This is a genomic window from Pseudomonas sp. PME37.24/006 (assembly GCF_055556635.1).
Map to the genome: position 1 here is coordinate 1,055,250 of NZ_JBVHNL010000003.1, position 16,636 is coordinate 1,071,885.

Annotated in this window: 14 protein-coding genes and 1 tRNA gene; 7 read left to right on the forward strand and 8 right to left on the reverse strand. The window is 62.5% G+C overall.

Going from position 1 to position 16,636, the window contains the following annotated elements; all coding sequences use genetic code 11:
• Positions 1-6 precede the first annotated feature (6 nt).
• The 3 genes from ychF (at position 7) to ACZ3GY_RS15900 (ending at position 3,309) form a co-directional block, all read left to right on the forward strand.
• Positions 7-1,107 (forward strand): redox-regulated ATPase YchF, encoded by a 1,101-nt coding sequence (ychF, locus tag ACZ3GY_RS15890; RefSeq protein ID WP_463562173.1) that lies wholly within the window; start codon positions 7-9, stop codon positions 1,105-1,107.
• Between the two features lie 243 nt (positions 1,108-1,350).
• The gene (locus tag ACZ3GY_RS15895; protein WP_465910958.1) at positions 1,351-3,105 is read left to right on the forward strand and encodes a sensor domain-containing diguanylate cyclase; all 1,755 of its coding nucleotides are present in this window, start codon (positions 1,351-1,353) and stop codon (positions 3,103-3,105) included.
• Between the two features lie 127 nt (positions 3,106-3,232).
• A tRNA-Met gene (locus ACZ3GY_RS15900) sits at positions 3,233-3,309 on the forward strand.
• Positions 3,310-3,383: 74 nt separating this feature from the next.
• Here the strand turns inward: ACZ3GY_RS15900 and ACZ3GY_RS15905 are convergent.
• Positions 3,384-3,776, reverse strand: coding sequence for a hypothetical protein (locus ACZ3GY_RS15905; protein ID WP_465910959.1), 393 nt, complete (start codon positions 3,774-3,776; stop codon positions 3,384-3,386).
• A gap of 128 nt (positions 3,777-3,904) precedes the next feature.
• Positions 3,905-4,276, reverse strand: coding sequence for an excalibur calcium-binding domain-containing protein (locus tag ACZ3GY_RS15910; protein WP_465910961.1), 372 nt, complete (start codon positions 4,274-4,276; stop codon positions 3,905-3,907).
• A 384-nt stretch (positions 4,277-4,660) separates the two neighbouring features.
• On the opposite strand from ACZ3GY_RS15910, the gene ACZ3GY_RS15915 reads away from it, so the two are divergent.
• The gene (locus ACZ3GY_RS15915; protein WP_465910964.1) at positions 4,661-5,035 is read left to right on the forward strand and encodes a DUF6864 domain-containing function; all 375 of its coding nucleotides are present in this window, start codon (positions 4,661-4,663) and stop codon (positions 5,033-5,035) included.
• Positions 5,036-5,617: 582 nt separating this feature from the next.
• Here ACZ3GY_RS15915 and ACZ3GY_RS15920 read toward each other — a convergent pair.
• Entirely contained in the window at positions 5,618-5,905 is a 288-nt protein-coding gene (locus tag ACZ3GY_RS15920; RefSeq protein ID WP_465910966.1) for a hypothetical protein, read from the reverse strand.
• 312 nt (positions 5,906-6,217) lie between these two features.
• On the opposite strand from ACZ3GY_RS15920, the gene ACZ3GY_RS15925 reads away from it, so the two are divergent.
• The 3 genes from ACZ3GY_RS15925 (at position 6,218) to ACZ3GY_RS15935 (ending at position 10,415) form a co-directional block, all read left to right on the forward strand.
• Complete coding sequence (locus ACZ3GY_RS15925) at positions 6,218-9,190, forward strand: sensor histidine kinase (RefSeq protein WP_465910967.1); 2,973 nt, start codon at positions 6,218-6,220, stop codon at positions 9,188-9,190.
• Positions 9,187-9,825: a response regulator gene (locus ACZ3GY_RS15930; RefSeq protein ID WP_465910968.1), complete on the forward strand. Its 639-nt coding sequence runs from the start codon at positions 9,187-9,189 to the stop codon at positions 9,823-9,825. Before ACZ3GY_RS15925 ends, ACZ3GY_RS15930 begins: the two co-directional genes overlap by 4 nt.
• 158 nt (positions 9,826-9,983) lie before the next feature.
• Positions 9,984-10,415: a helix-turn-helix domain-containing protein gene (locus ACZ3GY_RS15935; RefSeq protein ID WP_465910969.1), complete on the forward strand. Its 432-nt coding sequence runs from the start codon at positions 9,984-9,986 to the stop codon at positions 10,413-10,415.
• On the opposite strand, the gene ACZ3GY_RS15940 is transcribed toward ACZ3GY_RS15935, so the two are convergent.
• The 5 genes from ACZ3GY_RS15940 to ACZ3GY_RS15960 all read right to left on the reverse strand — a co-directional run bounded on the left by ACZ3GY_RS15940 (position 10,412) and on the right by ACZ3GY_RS15960 (position 16,429).
• Positions 10,412-11,857 (reverse strand): ATP-binding protein, encoded by a 1,446-nt coding sequence (locus ACZ3GY_RS15940; RefSeq protein WP_465910970.1) that lies wholly within the window; start codon positions 11,855-11,857, stop codon positions 10,412-10,414. The two genes, ACZ3GY_RS15935 and ACZ3GY_RS15940, sit on opposite strands and share 4 nt — an antisense overlap.
• Before the next feature lie 217 nt (positions 11,858-12,074).
• Entirely contained in the window at positions 12,075-13,031 is a 957-nt protein-coding gene (locus ACZ3GY_RS15945) for a GlxA family transcriptional regulator (RefSeq protein ID WP_465910971.1), read from the reverse strand.
• Positions 13,032-13,198: 167 nt separating this feature from the next.
• On the reverse strand, positions 13,199-14,101 hold the full coding sequence (locus ACZ3GY_RS15950) for a LysR family transcriptional regulator (RefSeq protein ID WP_463562188.1): 903 nt from the start codon (positions 14,099-14,101) through the stop codon (positions 13,199-13,201).
• 52 nt (positions 14,102-14,153) lie between these two features.
• Entirely contained in the window at positions 14,154-14,780 is a 627-nt protein-coding gene (gene ycaC / locus ACZ3GY_RS15955) for an isochorismate family cysteine hydrolase YcaC (RefSeq protein ID WP_225838612.1), read from the reverse strand.
• Complete coding sequence (locus tag ACZ3GY_RS15960) at positions 14,777-16,429, reverse strand: MFS transporter (RefSeq protein WP_465910972.1); 1,653 nt, start codon at positions 16,427-16,429, stop codon at positions 14,777-14,779. The genes ycaC and ACZ3GY_RS15960 overlap by 4 nt, the downstream gene beginning before the upstream one ends.
• Positions 16,430-16,636: the final 207 nt, after the last annotated feature.

The following is a 16,636-nucleotide window of genomic DNA, read 5'->3' on the forward strand; positions in this document are numbered from 1 at the left end:
CACACCATGGGATTCAATTGCGGCATCGTCGGCCTACCCAACGTCGGCAAGTCCACCCTGTTCAATGCCCTCACCAAATCCGGTATCGCGGCCGAGAACTTCCCGTTCTGCACCATCGAGCCGAACAGCGGCATCGTACCGATGCCCGACCCGCGTCTCGACGCCCTGGCGGAGATCGTCAAGCCCGAGCGCGTGATCCCCACCACCATGGAATTCGTCGATATCGCCGGCCTGGTAGCAGGCGCGTCCAAAGGTGAAGGCCTGGGCAACAAGTTCCTCGCCAACATCCGCGAGACCGACGCCATCGCCCACGTAGTGCGCTGCTTCGAAGACGACAACGTCATCCACGTCGCCAACAGCGTCGACCCCAAGCGTGACATCGAGATTATCGACCTCGAACTGATCATGGCCGACCTCGACAGCTGCGAGAAACAACTGCAGCGCGTCACCCGCACCGCCAAGGGCGGCGACAAGGAAGCCGTAGCGCAGAAAGCGCTGCTGGAAAAACTCATCCCCCACTTCACCGAAGCCAAGCCGGCCCGTAGCCTGCTCAAGACCCTGGGTGACGACGAGAAGCGTCTGGCCAAGACCTTCCACCTGCTGACCACCAAGCCGGTGATGTACATCGCCAACGTCGCCGAAGACGGCTTCGAGAACAATCCGCTGCTCGACGTGGTGCAAGCCATCGCCGACGCCGAAGGCGCTATCGTGGTACCGGTGTGCAACAAGATCGAGGCCGAGATCGCCGAGCTGGACGATCTGGAAGAAATGCAGATGTTCCTCGAGACCATGGGCATGACCGAGCCAGGCCTGAACCGCGTGATCCGCGCCGGTTACTCGATGCTCAACCTGCAGACCTACTTCACCGCTGGCGTGAAGGAAGTACGCGCCTGGACCGTCAAGGTCGGCGCCACCGCGCCGCAGTCCGCTGCCGCGATCCACACCGACTTCGAGAAAGGCTTCATCCGCGCTGAAGTCGTCGCCTATGACGACTTCATCCAGTTCAAGGGCGAAGCCGGTGCCAAGGAAGCGGGCAAATGGCGCCTGGAAGGCAAGGAATACATCGTCAAGGATGGCGACGTGATGCACTTCCGCTTTAACGTCTAAGCCGCCCCCGTGACCAGACGAAGCCGCGTAGAAACGCGGCTTCGTCGTTTCTGCATGACCTCGCCTAGCCTGCCGCACCCGCCTGAAAAGCCCTGAAAGCCTGAAACCACGGCACCTGCAGGCATTCCATCACTGCCAAGCAGACGAAAGGCGGTAAAATGGCGGCATTTAGCCATCACCCACCATCGCTTTGCTCTAGCGCCGCAGTATACTGGCCCTGCCCTCACCAGCAGGCGCAGTACCTTGAAACCTGACGATGAGCTGCAGGAATCGTCGAACGCCGCCCCCGCGGAAGCCCGTTTCGACGCTTTGTTCCGGCTCGCAAAACGCCTCAGTGGCGTAACCCTCGCAAGGATCGCAACCGACACCCTCCTCAGCGGCTCTACAGAGCCCGAGCAACGCCTGCCCGATACATTCAGCGCCTACTTGCAGGAACTGGTCATACGCACCAGCTTCGGCCACTCGCCCCTGCTGCTGCCCGACACCCGACTCGACACCGCGCCACAGGCTGCACCACCGCCCGGCTTTTTCGCCGGATATCCACTGCGCAGCAGTGAGGGTGGCTACCTGGGCGTGTTCTACCTGGCCGACACCAAGCCCCAGCGGCTCAGTGAAGAGCAGCTCCTGGCCCTGCACGATATCGCCGAAAGCGCCGCCAACCTGCTCGAACAGATTCGCCGTGAAGCCGCTGCCTGCCAGGCCAGCGAAACCCTGCTCGCCGAGGAAAGCCGCATGGCCCTGGCCATTCAGGGCAGCGGTACGGCCATCTGGGATCGCGACGTGGTCACCGGCGAGATCCACTACTCCACCGCCTGGAAAGCGCTGCTCGGCTACGCCGAAGATGAAGTCAGCAACCGCATCACGGACAGCTACGAACGCGTCCATCCCGATGACCTCAGCTACGTGCAGCAGGCCCTGCAAGCGCACCTGCGAGGCCACACCGAGAGCTACGAGGTGGAACACCGCCTGCGTTGCCGCGACGGCAACTACAAATGGGTGTGCAGCCGCGGCAAGGTGGTTACCCGTGACGAGTCAGGCAATGCCCTGCGCATGCTCGGCACCACCACCGACATCACCGCTCTGCGCGAGCTCTCCGAGCGCCTGCAGCGCAGTGTCGAGCTGATCACTCGGCTGACCGACCAGGTGCCCGGCATGGTCTTCCAGTTCCGCAGCCTGCCGAACGGTAAAGGCCACATCACTTATGCCAGCGCTGGCGTCTACGACATGTTCGAAGTAACCCGCGAGCAGATACAGCAAGACCCGGAAATCCTCCATGCGCTGGTACACCCGGACGACGTTGCTATCTACCAGAAGGCCCGGAAGCAGGCGGAGCACGAGCTCAGCACTTGGCACATCGAATACCGCGTGCTGCTCCCGCGCCAGGGCCTACGCTGGCGTCTGGGCGAAGCACGGCCGCAGCGCGAAGCAGACGGCAGCATCTTCTGGCACGGCGTGGTCACCGACATCACCGAACGCAAGCGTATCGAAAGCGAACTGCAGGAATTCGCCTCCCTCGACGGCCTCACTCAGCTGGCCAACCGTCGGGTATTCATGGGCTACCTGGAAACCGAACTGGCCCGTATCCAGCGCGGCGACGTGGGCGTTTCCAGCTTGCTGATGTGCGACCTGGATCACTTCAAGCGCGTCAACGACAAATGGGGCCACGCGATCGGCGACCAGGCACTACGCCATTTCAGCCGCATCCTCCGCGAGCAGCTGCGCAAGAGTGACCTGGCCGGGCGTGTCGGCGGAGAAGAGTTTGCCGTGGTACTCAGCGGCGCCGGCCTCATCCAGGCCCGCGACTTCGCCTGCCGCGTGCAGCACTGCCTGAAGGACGAGCCACTGTTCATCGGCGACCAACAGATCCGCCTGACCCTGAGCATCGGCATCGCCCTGCTCGACCGCCAGGACACCACCCCGGACACCGCCCTGTGCCGCAGCGACGCAGCCCTCTACCGTGCCAAAAAGAACGGCCGCAACCGCATCGAGGTCGGCTGAAGCCGTGCCACCACCCAACGCCCACGAAAAAACCGCAGCCGTTCGGCTAAGCAATTGAAAGTGCGTAAATTTATTCTGCCCCGGGGCTTGACACATCAGGGGCAGATGCGGAAAATGCGCGCCACTCGGCTACGTAGCTCAGCTGGTTAGAGCATAGCATTCATAATGCTGGGGTCCGGGGTTCAAGTCCCTGCGTAGCCACCAAACAAAACAAGGGTTTACCGAAAGGTAAGCCCTTTTTTGTGCGCGCTAGTCACTACAAAGTGACTACGGCGTGCCTACCCTTGCGGCTTTTCAAGCTGCGCAGATTCTGCAGCACTAACCACCGAAGCCTCCTTTACCTGCCATAGCTTCGGTGCTGCATAACCAACGACAAAAGACAGAGCCCATATTTTGGCGAATGTGGCGGGCGTTTCATGCAAGGCTCCAACAAAGTAGAGCCCAAAGACGAAACCTAAAACACCACCAACAAAAAGGCGCATGAAAAGCCAGTGGCTGCGAAGAGTTCTGACTTCGGCATCAGCCAAGCTAAACACAGACGTATCGTTAGGCGGCCCTTCAACAGAGATCGTCTGCATCATCGCGTGCGAAAGGCTTCCAAATATTGCCCCGCCTGTACATGCACCAACCAAATAGATGTCGTAAACAGAGAACCCTAAGCTAGCAAGCATCCTTACCTCCCATGAAATACTGGCCGAACGATATCAATCTTGGCTAGTAACGAGGCTGGAAGTCGACATAAATTTACCCTGCGAGACGAGCGAGAACCGAGGGCTGGCTGCTACAAGGGGAATGGCGCTCACCGATAACTGCACAGCTGCTCTTCACACGGCACGCCGTCATTGTCGCCGTCCATCTTCACACCGGGGCAGTTGCGCAGGAAGAATTTAGCTTCATCGCAGGAACGCATCTGCGAACAATGCTGACGACCGTCGCAACGAAAGTTCGATGCGGGCTGTGACTGGGGCTTTGGCTGAGCTTCTGTTCCCGTCCAGGCGAACGTGGGTATGAAGCGCTCGAAGGAAAAACCAGGGGCTGCCTGCTCGATCACCGGGTTGCTCAGTACCGAACCATCCGCTCCGATATTGGTGATCACCGGGCTGCTTGGCGGTTTCACATAGAAATGCCAGACCGCAAAGCCCAGAGCCAGTAAAACGATGATTTTCTTCATGCTGCACTCCTTTGCCTATGTGTTCTCCACTCGCATAGACACAGAGAATACAGCACCTTATCTAAGGCAGGGCTGGCCGGATCCTATCTATGGCTGCGTAACACGCTATGCCTAGCCTAGCTAGGTGGTGCCATTCACGGTTTACTAGGAGAAGGCGTGGTGGCACTATGCCAAAAATAAATTTGTCCCTTTATCTCCCTGTTACCAGAAAGGTGGCACCGGAAGCTGGCCAGATTTCGCCGGAATACGAAGAGGCGAACCCAAAATTGGAAGAACAAGAAGCGGGCAGCAGGTAACGGCGGAAGAGGCCCGGCGATGATTTTGGGGTAGACACTGATACTTTAACTAAAAATCTTTTGGTTCTGGAATATTAAGCGGGAATTCATGATTACTGTTGGCAAAAATAAAGTAATTAATTACACGTCCTTACTGGTCTTAGAAGATCAGAAAGCCTTAATTGAATTTGAGCATGGAGGTGATGTTCAAAGATTTTCATTGGAGTTCAAAATAGATGATACGTTGAACGGCGATGGAAACAAAACTAGAGAACTACGATTTTCTGGTCAAGAAAATTGCCTTTCCATGACTTTCGTAAATTGGGTTTCTCCATTTGGTCATACTACTAAGAAACCAATCGAGGTGGGCGTTGTAGATACAGGAGAGTATATTTTTATATCGGCCTATGCGCAGAAGGTTGGAAATGTTTACCGCGTAGATATCCAGGCTTCAGTCGGAGAAAGAGATGAGTCCGGGGAGTAAAATACAATATAAGCGCTCTGCCGGCGTCGAAGTTACCGAGATTCACAGAAATGTTTCGCAAGAGATCATAGAAATTACGGAGGATAAGCTAAGGCTTCTGCTTAATGAGCACCGGTCGACTACTGAGCATAGAAGCCGATGGCATACGCCCTTGGCACTTTTTATAACAATCATCCTAGTTCTAACCACTACGTCATTTCAAAACTCGCTTGGGGTAAAGGCAGACGTATGGAATGCAGTTTTTATTTTCGGCGCTATAGGTTGCTTTTTATGGGTGACGAAGGAGCTCTACTATCAGCCTAAGAAGAGCTCTATTGATGATCTTCTTGAGAGAATAAAAAATAGACAGGTCTCCTAAGGGTAGCTAGTAGGTGTCCCCTAATGGGCTAAAAATGCCGTGCAATGGGCCCTAACCACTAGGTGGCCCGGACGTAAGCCATATATTTATTGGCTTCCAGCTTTTATCAAGGCGGGTGGCGCTTTTTCATAATCCTCAGCCATCCGAAGCGCCTCCCCAAAACAAAAAGGCTTATCAAACGATAAGCCTTTCCACTTCAAGCGTTGCCGCGAGCTGAACAACACCTAAAACACAAAATACCCCACCGCCACCATCGACCCACAGGCGACCACGCCGAGGATCAGCAGCAAGCGGCTGGTGCTGGTGCCTTCGCGGGCGTCGAGGAGCTGTTGGGCGTGCAGGTGCAGATAAGAGGGGGTAGCGCGCAGTTTGGCGGGGCGCTGAATTCTGAGGACGCTGGCGTCAGGCGTGGGGGAGTCGTTTTCAGGTTTGGCTCTGAAGTTGTCCCATGATGCGCTATGTCCCTGTTGGCGGCGTTCTTCACGCCACCATTCGTGGTCTTCCAATCCCATGACTCAGCCCTCCTGGCTGGTGATTATCGATGCAGGTGAACATTCAGAGCGGCGTTGGTAGCTCTGAGTTCAGTGCACAGCTGTAAACGGATTCGTGCAGGCCTGTTGGGGGCGGCAATTTTAGTCCCACCCACATTCGTTGTGCTGTGCTGCCTGTCACCCTAACACTATGGCATCGCTGCAAGCCTGGGCGCACAATCGGCGTTTCCGCGTTTACCCTGACTGCCTGCCGTGAGCTGCCCTCTCCTGCCCCTAACCGACGGCCTGCCTGTATTGGCAAAGCGCGGCTGCGTCTGGCTGTTGGCTGTGCTGATGAGTTTAGCCGTGCTGACGGCTCACGCGGAACCATTGGCGGTGCGCGAGCATCACCGTTGGACGACGGCGGACGATGACGGCCCCAACCAGGTAGGCGCACTAGCGCAGACGGCAGATGGTTACCTGTGGCTAGGCAGTGATGACGGGCTGCTGCGTTTCGATGGTTTCCACTTCGTGCCCTATCTTCCCAGCGACGGTCAGCCACTAGGCACGGTCGCCAGCCTGCTGGCGGTGGATGCTGGCCTGTGGGTGGGGCTGCGGGCCGGTGGCGCACGGCTGATCGAGGGGCAGACCACCCGCTACTTCGCGCCTGGGGACGGGCTGCCGACCGGCGCCCTCTACGGTTTCGCGCGCGAGGCCAGCGGCGCGCTCTGGGCTGCCGCCCATGACGGGCTGGCGCGTTTCGATGGGCAGCGCTGGCAACGGGTTGGTGAAGCCGAGGGTTTTACCGCGAACAGTGCCCGTGCGGTATTCGTCGACCGCAATGGTGGCGTGTGGGCGGCGAGCAGCGAGCGCTTGTACCACCGCCCTGCTGGTGCACAGCATTTCACTGAAGTCGCCGGCGAACTCGACTGGGCCAGCCAGATCGCCCAGGCGGCGGACGGCACGTTGTGGGTCGCCGAGCGCTACGTCAATCGCCTGCACCGGGTGCTGCCAGGACGGGCGCCGCGCTTGCAGAGCCAGGCTCTGGACTCGCCCATCAACGGTTTGTTGTTCGACCACAGCGGCGGGCTTTGGACGAGCACACCGGGCAACGGGCTGCGTCGTTATCCGGCCGCTAATGCGCCGTTGAACAAGGCTGATGCCGAACAGCTCACCAGTGCCCAGGGATTGAGTGCCGATTACCTGTGGCCCTTGCTGGAAGACCGCGACGGCACGGTGTGGGCTGGCAGCAGTGGCGGCCTTGATCGTTTTCGCCTCGGCGAGCTGAGCGCCGCACCGCTACCCGCCGGCACGCTGAATGCCGCACTGGCGATAGCGACTGACGGCGCGCTATGGGCGGCCAGCAATAACCAGGGATTGATGCGCCTGCTGGGCAACGACTTGCAGCGCAGGCCGATCCCCGAACCGGTCACCAGCCTGATCGCCACTACCGCTGGCAATGTCTGGGTCGGCGGCCCCCATGGGGTCTGGCGCGGTACGCCTGCGGGCATCGAGCGGCAGGCCGAACTACCCGCACAGGCACCGGACGATGCCTCGATACGGGCGATGACGGTTGGCGCGGATGGTGCCCTGTGGGTGTCGATCAACCGGCTCGGGCTCTTTGTGCTGCGCGGTGCGGACTGGCAGGCGATAGCCGGCCCCAGCGAGGCGCCAAGCCAACTGATGCCGGTCAGTGCAGGTACCGATGGCGACGGCCGTCTGTGGTTCGGCTACCGGGACAATCTGCTGGTCACACGCCTGGGCGATCAGGTGCGCCAGTGGAGCGCGGCGGATGGCCTGACCATCGGCCACGTTACCGCTCAGTTGCACCACGGCGGCACCACATGGGTGGGCGGCCAGCACGGCCTGGCGCGCTTCGATGGCCAGCGTTTCCAGACCCTGCACCTGCCAGACAACGGCCAGTTCGAGAATATCTACGCAATCCTCCCCGGCGCTGGCGGCGATCTGTGGGTGCATGGCAAGGCCGGCATCGTGCAGCTGCCTGCGGCCGAGTTGCAGCGCGCCTTGGCCGAGCCGCAGCACCGCCTGCGCTACCGTTCCATCGGCCTGGACGGCAGCCTGGCCAACGATCCCTACCGGGTGCTGCCCTTGCCCACGGCGGTGGCCGGGCCGGATGGGCGGCTGTGGTTTTCCACCAGCGCCGGGGTGAGTTGGATAGACCCGGCCCGCCAACTGCCCGCCCCGCCGTTGCCGCCGGTGGTGATCGAAGCGCTGCAGGTGGACGGTGCGCCCATGCCGCTGCAAGCCGCACTGCGATTACCTGCCGATACGCAACGCATTGTCATCGATTACACGGCGCTGAACCTGCGGGCACCACAGAGTCTATCGTTCCGCTACCGCTTGCAGGGCTATGACCGCGACTGGATCGAAGCCGGGCGCCAGCGCCGGGCCATCTATACAGGACTGTCGGCTGGAGACTTCCGCTTCGAGGTGCAGGCCTTCGACCAGGGCGGCGGCGAGCCGGCAGCCCCGAACGTGCTGGCGTTCAGTGTGGAGCCGGTGTTCTACCTGCGCCCGATCTTTTACCTGCCGCTGGGCGCGGTCCTGCTGCTTGGCTTGTGGTGGCTGCACCGCTTGGTGGTGCACAGGGATCGACGGCGCCTGCAACTCCGGCTCCAAGCCCAACAGAGTGAACGCGAGCGGATTGCCCGGGAGTTGCACGACACCCTGCTGCAAGGTTTACAGGGCCTGATGCTGCGCTTCCAGGCGGCGACCGACACATTGACTGTCGACCACCCCGCGCGGCCACGCCTGGAGCACGCGCTGGATCGTGCCGACGAGGTGATGCACGAAGGCCGCGAGCGCGTGCAGGAGCTGCGCCAGCCAAGCCCAGGTATCGACTTGCCCGCTGCGCTCGAGCGCCTGGGGGCAACGCTGGATGAGCCGGGCATTGCCTTTACCGTACAAGTCAAAGACCACAGGCGCGCATTGCAGGCAGCAGTGCACGACGAGGCCTACCGCATCGCCGCCGAGGCCATCGGCAATGCGCTACGCCATGGCGCCGCACGGCGGATAGAGATCAGGCTGGTGTATGGTGCACGGTGCTTCCAGCTGCGCATCGATGATGATGGCCAGGGCATCCCCGCCTCGTATGCCGCAGCACAAGGCCGGCCAGGGCGCTGGGGCATTCGCGGTATGCACGAACGCGCCAGCGGTATCGGCGCACGGCTCGAGGTGCGGCCGCTGCCGGGTACCGGAACCCGCGTGCAGCTGGAACTGAGCGCCCGCTTGGCGTATGCCGGGCCAACCCGAAGTGCCTGGCGGCGCTGGCTGACAGCGCGCCCCCGAACGGAAGACGATGCATGAACGACGTTCCCATCCGCCTGCTGGTAGTCGACGATCACCCGCTACTGCGCGAAGGCATCGCCGCGGTGCTCGAAGCCCACGATGACATCTTGCTGGTTGGCGAGGCCGCCGATGGCCTGCAGGCCGTGGAGCGCTTCACGGAGTTGCGCCCGGACGTGACCCTGATGGATCTGCAAATGCCCGGCCTCAACGGCACCGAAGCGATCCAGGCGATTCGCCGGCAGTTCAGTGATGCCTGCATCGCCGTGCTCACCACTTACAGCGGCGACGCGCGTGCCTTGCAGGCGGTGCAGGCCGGAGCCCGTGGCTACCTGCTGAAAAGCATGCTGCGCAAGGAGCTGGTCACGGCGATCCGCACCCTGGCGGCGGGCAAGCGCTACTTCCCTGAGCCGATCGCCAGCGAGCTGTTCGACGCCATCGCCCAGGACACCCTCACCGCCCGCGAAACCCAGGTACTGAACAGCGTTGCCCAGGGCCTGGGCAATGGCGATATCGCTGCCCAATTGGCGATTTCCGAAGATACGGTGAAGGGCCATATGCGCAGCATCATGGACAAGCTCAAGGCGCGTAACCGCACCCACGCGGTGGCCATCGCCATGCAGCGCGGGGTCATCGATGCCTGGCCGCAAGGCTGAGATGGCGCAACGTTAACCGCCGACCTTAACCTTAATTAACATTACGCAACTCGCCCCCACCGCCCCACTCTCCAACAATCCGTATAGCCCGCGGCGTTCCCTGCAACGCCGCGCAGTTCCGCGCTCTTGCGGCGCTGCCAGCGAATACGGACATCACCATGAATCGAGCAGCACAGCCCCGCCCTACCCTCGTCGCCCGTGTGGCCGCGCCCGTGATCGGCAGGCTCACCGCCTGGCAGGAGGATGTTGCCAAGCAACTGATGCTCGATCATCTGGATGCCGGCATTTCGGTGGCCGAAGTGGCCGAGGCCTGCGCCCTGTCACGCAGCCATTTCACTCGCAAGTTCAAGGAGAGCACTTGCCTGTCGCCCCATGTGTGGTTGCGCCAGCAGCGAGTGGAAAAGGCCAGGGAAATGTTGCTGCAATCGTCGCTGTCGCTGACGGCTATCGCCATGGACTGCGGCTTCTTCGATCAGGCGCATTTCTGCCGGGTATTCGCCAAGAGCATGGGCATGAGCCCGCTGGCCTGGAAGCGTCAGCAGGCGGCTACGAACCCCATGACGGCGATGCTTCAGCAGCTCGCCTGCTAAGCCGGTATAGGCAGCACCTGAGCCGCAACGATGGCAGCCTGGCAACGCTTCTCGGCGGCATAGGCACGGGTGCTGTTGAGCATGTGGTAGTAGACCAGATCGCCGTCGCGGCGCAGGCCAATCAGCGACAACGAGACCAGCCGTGACAGTGAACCGCAGCGCTCGCTGTCGCTGATCGGCAACCCTGCCAGCGCACTACGTACATCGGCCACGGTGAAGTATTCGTCGCACACCGACAGCCCGTGCAGGCAGTTGCGCTGGTGCGCGTCGAGCAGCGCGTAGCTCCAGTCCAGCGAGGCCATCAGGCTGGAATGGCGAGCCGGCGTAGTGCGTCGGCCGAGCAGGCTCAGGTAACTGTGGTTTTCCAACTGGGCGAGGATGCCTTCCAGGCTCTGGACGTCGAGCTGCGCTGCGGCCAGTTCGATGGCCAGGGGCAGGCCGTCGAGCCGCCGACAGAGTTCGACGACCCGCGGCACGTCGGTCTCGCGCAGGCGGAAGCCCGACTGCCGTGCGCGGATGCGCCGAGCGAGCAACTTCACGGCGGGGTAGCGCAAGGCAGCGGCCAGACGCAAATGGCTGCCCAGCGGTGGCATGTCCAGCGGCGCCAGCGGCTGCACGTACTCCTCGCGGGTGCGCAGGGCCTCGCGGCTGGTGGCGACAATGCGCAGCGCTGGCGCAGCCTGCAGCAGGGCTTCACAGAGCGCGGCGCAGGCGTCGATCAGGTGCTCGCAGTTGTCCAGCAGCACCAGCATGTGACGATCCGCCAGGGTGGCGAGCAGAAAGGCCTGAGCATCCTGACCGGGCGGTAATACGAGGCCCAGCTCCGAAACGAGCGCGGTGGGTAGTTGAGCCGGATCGCTGACCATCGCCAGGTCGACGAAGCGCACACCGTCGCGGAAGTTGCCGAGCTGCTGCTGGGCAACGCGCAGAGCAACGGTGGTCTTGCCGACGCCACCAGGGCCGATCAGCGAGATGTGCCGGCGGCTCTGCAGACGGCGGGTCAGCTCGGCGATCAGCTTATCGCGGCCCTCGATGCGTACCGGCCGCCCAGGCAGGCTCGGTACGCCGCAGGGCTGCAGGTCGAGATCGCCGGTACGCTGGCTGACCTGTTCGACGTAGGCGACGAAGCTGTAGCCGCGCTGGCGCACGTTGGTGATGTAGTCCCGCGACTGCGGGCAGACTCCCAGGGCACGGCGCAGAGCCGAGATGTGTACGCGCAGGTTGATCTCTTCGACGAAGGTCTTCGGCCAGACCTGGGAGATGATGGCCTCCTTGCTGACGATCTTGCCGGCGCTTTCCACCAGCACCAGCAGGATGTCCAGCGCGCGGGCGCCTATCGGCAAAGGGCGGTCGCCATCGAGCAGCAGGCGACGCTGCGGGTGCAGTTCGAAACGGCCGAAACGCAGGACTGTGTCTTCGCCACCGGTGTCGAGATCGTGCATGACCGTTTCAGCGCCCCGCCAAGCCGAACCCAGTGAGCCTCGACCAGTCGGCAATACGCCGCTCCTTGCTGTGATAAGAGAATCATTCTCCGCCGTTCGCCGGCAGCGCGACATCAGTAATAGGGTGTCGATTCGGCCATACAGGTGCCCATCACGGACAACAGGCGAACCGCTCTGGCATGGGCCTCACGGCCATTTCACAGCATGCCGGCAGCGGTCAGCCGAACTGGTGGCGGTACTGCACCGGGGTCAGCCCCAGGCGTTTATCGAACATCTGGCGCATGTGCCGGGTGCTGCCGAAACCACTGCGAAAAGCCACGGTTTTCAGCGGCAGGTCAGTGCTTTCCAGCAGGCTGCGGGCGTGATCGATACGGGCGTTGAGCACGAAATCCATGGGCGTCATCTGCAGCTCACGGGTGAATACCCGGGCGAAGTTGCGCACGCTCATGGCGGCCAACTCGGCCAGTTGCTCGACGCTGAAGGGCTCGTGGATGTTATCCAATACATGCTGCTGCACCCGCTCTAGGGGCGTGGCGCCCTGCCCGGTCGGCGGCAACAGCGGGCTGAACTGGGCCTGGCCGCCCTGGCGTTTGATCACCACCAGCAGCACCTTGGCCACATCCAGCGCGAGCTTCTTGCCGTGGTCGTCGGCGAGGATCGACAGCGCCAGGTCGATGCCTGCCGTTACGCCGCCGGAGCTGAGCAGCTTGCCGTCCTTGGTGAACAGTTGATCGCTTTCCAGGTGCGCCTTGGGATATCGCTTGGCCAGGCGATCCAGATAATGCCAATGGGTGGTCACACGATGGCCGTCGAGCAAACCGGCTTCACCGAGGATGAAGGCGCCGGTGCACACCGCGCCATGCCGACGCGACGCCGCAGCGGCGTCACGCAGCCAGCCATGCAGGTGTGGGTGGCTGAAGTTGTAGGCACCGGGGCCTCCCGGCACCAGCAGGGTGTCGTAGGCGACCGGCGCCTCTTCGGCCAACTGGTCCGCCTGCATGACGATGCCGTTGGAGGCACGCACGGCCAGCGACGACGCCCCCAGGGTGACGATGCGGTAGTGATCGCTCTCGGGCAGATAGCGGTTGGCGACCGAAAACACCTCGATAGGGCCGGCCACGTCGAGCATCAGCACGTCGGGAAAGAGCAGAATCGCCACGGTCTTGGTGGGCATGCGGATCTCGAAACACGGAGGGACACGGCCAGGCGTGGATGTCTGGCAGGTGTCGGGTGAGTAATCGTACGCCGATTATCAGGGTACGAGAGCCTGCGCGGCAGACCCGCAAGGGCTGTCTCAACACAACACTAAAGTGTTGCTGGCACGCGGCCAGAAAGGCGGAATCAGACGCCCATGAAACGCAGGATCTGCTCACGCAGCCAGCGCTCGGCGGGATCCATATCCTGGGCAGCGCGCCAGACCATGGTCAGTTGCGCGGGGACGATCTCGAACGGCGGCTCTTCCATCACCAGCCCACCGCCCTGCACCAGCGCTGCGGCGGCGTAGTCGGGGATGGTGGCGATCATGTCCGAGTTGCGCAGCAGCGCGCCGAGGCCATTGAAGTGCGGCACCGCCAGGGCGATCTTGCGCGAGCGATCGAGGCGCGCCAGATCTTGGTCAATGTTGCCGCACAGGTCGCCGGACATGGACACCAGCGCATGGGGCCGCGCGCAGTAGTCGTCCAGGCTCAGCGGCGGCGAGCCGTCAGCGGCGCGGATGACCATGGCACGGATGTCGCGCAGGCTGCGGCACTTGGCGTTGGCCGGCAACTGCGTGGTGTAGCTGATGCCGATGGACACCTCGCCCGTAGCGAGCAGGCCCGGCAACAGCAGGAAGTTGGCGTTGCGTACCACCAGTACGCAATCGGGCGCCTGTTGGCGCAGGTGGGCGAGCAGTTGCGGGAGCAGGCCGCATTCGACATCGTCGGACATGCCGATACGAAACACTGCGGTGCTGCTGCTCGGGTCGAAGTCCCTCACTTCGCTGATCGCCTGGGAAATGCCATCCAGCGCCGTTGGCAGGCGCCGGAAGATTTCCAGGGCACGGGGCGTGGGCTCCATCTCGCGGCCGTTGCGAACCAGCAGCGGGTCGTTGAAATAGTCGCGCAGACGGGTCAGCGACGCGCTGATCGCCGGCTGGCCGAGGTACAGCTTCTCCGCCGTACGCGTGAGGTTACGCTCGTGCATCAGGCTTTCGAACACGACCAGCAGGTGCAAGTCGACTTTGCGAAGATCGGTACGGTTCAAAGAGGTGCTCCAGAAGCCGACCGCAGTGCTCGAGCACCGCGGCCGGATGTCATCACTTGTTGGCGGTCAGCGTGAAATAGCTGGTCATCAGGTTGCGGTAGTTGGGGATGTGGTTGGACAGCAGCGCGCCCAGGCCTTCGATATCGTTGCGCCAGTCGCGATGCAGCTCACAGGCCACGGAGAACCAGTTCAGCAGTTGTGCACCGGAAGCGCTCATGCGGTTCCAGGCAGCTTGCTGCACGGTCTTGTCGAAGGTGCCGGATGCATCGGTGACCACGAACACGTCGAAGCCTTCGGCAATGGCCGAGAGGGTCGGGAACGCCACGCAGACGTCGGTCACCACGCCGGCAATGATGATCTGCTTCTTGCCGGTGGCCTTGACTGCCTTGACGAAATCTTCGTTGTCCCAGGCATTGATCTGGCCAGGGCGGGCGATGTACGGCGCGTCCGGGAACAGTTCTTTCAGCTCGGGAACCAGCGGGCCGTTGGGGCCTTGCTCGAAGCTGGTGGTGAGAATGGTCGGCAGGTTGAAGAACTTGGCGCAGTTGGCCAGGGCCAGCACGTTGTTCTTGAAGTCGCTGGGGCTGAAGTCCTGAACCAGGGAGATCAGGCCAGCCTGGTGGTCGACCAGCAGAACGACGGCGTCATCTTTGTTGAGGCGCTTGTAGGGAACGGTCATGGTGATACTCCTGTTGCGTTAGGGGTGTTTGATAAAGGGGTTTGCGGGGCGCGCGGTATGGGTACGCCAAGCAGGTGGCGAATGCGCACGGCGACGCCGTCGCGCTGGTACTGCCGGGCGTTGGCTTCGATGCGCTGCTCGGCGACGGTGACGCGGCCGTGGTGGCGCAGGTGCTCGAGCCAGGACGCATCGAAGAAGAATTCCTGCCAGAGCTGCGGGTTCTCGCTGTCCTGCAGCAGGCCCCAGGACAGCGCGCCGTTGCGCCGGCGCATGGCACGCACGGCGAGCATGGCTTCGCTGAACGCGGCGGCGTGCTCGGCGGGGATGTCGTACTCCAGGGTGACCATCACCGGGCCGCGCTCGCGGTCCATGTCGGCGCTGAGTACCGGCGCGGGCCAGTGCACGGAAGGCGCCAGGTCTTCGGCGGCGGTGACCGGCAACTCGAAACGCCAGGACAGCAGCACACCGAGCAGCAGCATCGTGCCGCCGCCAGCCAGGGCAACGGTCAGCGAGAACTCGCTGGCCAGCGAACCCCAGACGATGCCGCCCAGGGCACTGCAGCCGAAGAACACCAGGATATATACCGCCAGCGCCCGAGCCCGTACCCAGCTGGGCACCGAGGTCTGTGCGGCCACCTGCAGGTTCGACAGCACGCAAATCCAGGCAGCGCCGCTGACTAGCATCACCGGAATCAGCAGCGTGAAATCGCGGATGAAGGCCAGCGCGAATAGCACGGCGGCGTAGGCGACGCTGGCACCGGCGACGATCAGGTCGCTACGCAGCCGCTCACGCAGCTTGGGCAGGAACATCGCCCCGGCGATGGCACCAGCGCCCACGCAGCCGAGCAGGATGCCGAAATCCGCCGCCGTGCCCTGCAGCTCGCGGCGCACCAGCAGAGGCAGCAACGACATACCGGCACTGGCGCCGACAAAGAACGCCAGGGTGCGTACCAGCACGGCCTGCAGCGGCTTGGCACTGCGCGCATAACGCACGCCAAGGCGCACCGCACCGAACAGCCGCTCGGCCGGCAGGATGCTCACCGTGGGCGTGCGCTTCCAGGCGTACAGCGCGGCGATTACCGCAAAGAACGACACGGCGTTGAGGGCGAAGGTCAGCCAGGGCCCGCTGAGGCTGACCAGAATTCCGGCGATGGCCGGCCCGATGGCCCGCGCCACGTTCATGCCCAGGCTGGACAGCGCCACCGCGGCGGGCAGTTCATCCTTGCCGACCAGCTCCGGAGTCAGTGCCGACCAGGCCGGCATCATCAGCGCGGTGCCGATGCCCATCGCCAGGGTCAGCAGGAGCAGCAGCGGCACGTTCATCCAGCCAAGCAAGGTCAGGCTGGCAAGCAGCACCGCCACGCTGGCCATCCACAACTGCACGGTGAGCAGGTAGCGACGCTTGTCGACGATGTCCGCCAGGGCACCAGCGGGCAGCGCCAGAAAGAACATCGGCAAGGCCGCCGCCACCTGCACCATGGCCACCGCCAGCGGGCTGGCCGACAGCGAGGTCATCAGCCAGCCAGCACCCACCTCATGCATCCAGGTGCCGATGTTCGAGGCGATGCTGGCCAGCCACAACCAGCGAAACACGCTACTGCGCAACGGGCTCCAAGGGCTGGCGGGGTTCTGTTTGATGACGCTTTCCATGGCTACTCTCGTAAACCGCACAATGACGATCGGTGTTCGTTGAAAAAATGCGCGTGCCTGCGGTGCAGACGTCTGCCCCCGTAGGAGCCGGCTTGCCGGCGAAGCGATTTCAGCCGCAACACCTGCGTGAAACCCACCAGCGCTTTCGCGGGCAAGCCCGCTCCTACAAACCCAGTAGGGTGGATGACGCCTCACCCATCCACCGGA